Origin of the sequence: Cellulomonas hominis (assembly GCF_005239125.1) — a bacterium.
Taxonomy (GTDB): Bacteria; Actinomycetota; Actinomycetes; order Actinomycetales; family Cellulomonadaceae; genus Cellulomonas; species Cellulomonas hominis_A.
In genome coordinates, this window is record NZ_SZYE01000321.1 from 1 (window position 1) to 2,007 (window position 2,007).

The window sequence follows — 2,007 nt, forward strand, 5'->3', positions numbered from 1 at the left end:
CCGTCGGCGGCTGACGCCACGCCGGGGTGCGCCGACCGCGCAGGCCGGCGCACCGCCGGGTCGTCCGGCGCGCCTGCCGCCCGCCGCCTCCCGGCGCCGCGGGCGGCCCTGCGCGTATCATCGGACGTGTTCATCGGTTGCCCGGTCGTCCCGACCACGGTGCGCCGAGCGAACCGCGGCGCCCACGGCGCCCGGCCCGCTCTCGACTGACCTTGCACGATCGGCTGCCGGACCACCTGTGGCGATGCCCGTCGCAGACCCCCTCGCGGGTCGCGACGCGCCGCACGCCACCTTCACGAGTGAAGAGCAGTCCGTGACCTCGACCGACCCCAGCACCACCGACGACCTCGCGCCCGAGGACGTGGCGGTGGAGACCATCGACACCCCGACCGCCGCCTCCGTGCAGGCCGCCGACGTGACCTTCGCGGACTTCGACGTCCGCCCGGAGATCGTCCAGGCGCTCGCCGACGCCGGCATCAGCACCCCGTTCCCCATCCAGGCGATGACCCTGCCCGTGGCGCTGTCCGGCCACGACATCATCGGCCAGGCCAAGACCGGCACCGGCAAGACGCTCGGCTTCGGCGTCCCGCTGCTGCACCGGGTGGTCGCCCCCGGCGAGGACGGCTTCGACACGCTGCCCGCCCCGGGCAAGCCCCAGGCGATCGTCATCGTCCCCACCCGCGAGCTCGCGGTGCAGGTGGCCGGCGACCTGGAGACGGCGTCCAAGCGCCGCTCCGTCCGCATCGCCCTGCTCTACGGCGGCCGCGCCTACGAGCCGCAGATCGAGATGCTGCAGCGCGGCGTCGAGGTCGTCGTCGGCACCCCGGGCCGCATGATCGACCTGATGAACCAGGGCCACCTGGACCTGTCCCGCATCAAGTGCGTCGTGCTCGACGAGGCCGACGAGATGCTCGACCTCGGCTTCCTGCCCGACGTCGAGAAGCTGCTGGCCCGCACCCCCGCCTCGCGGCACACCATGCTGTTCTCGGCCACCATGCCCGGCGCCGTCGTCGCGATGGCCCGCCGCTACATGACGCAGCCCACGCACATCCGCGCCAGCGAGCCGGACGACGTCGGCCAGACCGTCAAGAACATCAAGCAGGTCGTCTACCGCGCCCACGCGCTCGACAAGGTCGAGGTGCTGTCCCGCATCCTGCAGGCCGAGGGCCGCGGCCTGACCATCGTGTTCGCCCGCACCAAGCGCACCGCCGCGAAGGTCGCCGACGAGCTCGTCGAGCGCGGGTTCGCCGCCGGCGCCCTGCACGGCGACCTCGGCCAGGGCGCGCGCGAGCAGGCGCTGCGCGCGTTCCGCAACGGCAAGGTCGACGTCCTCGTCGCCACCGACGTCGCCGCCCGCGGCATCGACGTCGACGACGTCACGCACGTCATCAACTACCAGTGCCCCGAGGACGAGAAGACCTACCTGCACCGCACCGGCCGCACCGGCCGCGCGGGCAACAAGGGCACCGCGGTCACGTTCGTCGACTGGGACGACGTGCCGCGCTGGGGCCTGATCAACAAGGCGCTGGAGCTCGGCTTCCCGGAGCCGCAGGAGACGTACTCCTCGTCGCCGCACCTGTACACCGACCTCGGCATCCCCGAGGGCACCACCGGACGCCTGCCGCGCTCCAAGCGGACCCGCGAGGGCCTCGACGCCGAGGTGCTCGAGGACCTGGGCGAGACCGGCAAGCGGCACTCGTCGGGCCGTGAGTCCGGCCCGCGCGACGGCGGCCGCGGCGGCCGGGACTCCGGCGGCCACGGCGGTTCGCGCGACGGCGGTCGCGGCGAGGGCCGCGGGCGGTCCGAGGGCGGCTCGCGGTCCGAGGGCGGCGACGGCGACGAGGGCGGGCGCTCGCGCAACCGCCGGCGCTCCGGCACGGGCGCGGGCTCCGGCGCGGGCGACGCGGTGGCGGCCGAGGGCTCGACCGGGCCGGCCGAGTCCAGCACCGGCCCCGCCGAGGGGCGCGAGGAGGGCGCCACCCCGCGCCGGCGCCGCAACCGCCGGCG

Annotated in this window: 1 protein-coding gene; it reads left to right on the forward strand. The window is 75.3% G+C overall.

Features of this window, described 5'->3' with window-relative positions:
- Positions 1 to 313: 313 nt before the first annotated feature.
- A partial coding sequence (locus FA014_RS19330) for a DEAD/DEAH box helicase (protein WP_419178442.1) occupies positions 314 to 2,007 on the forward strand: 1,694 nt, incomplete at its 3' end.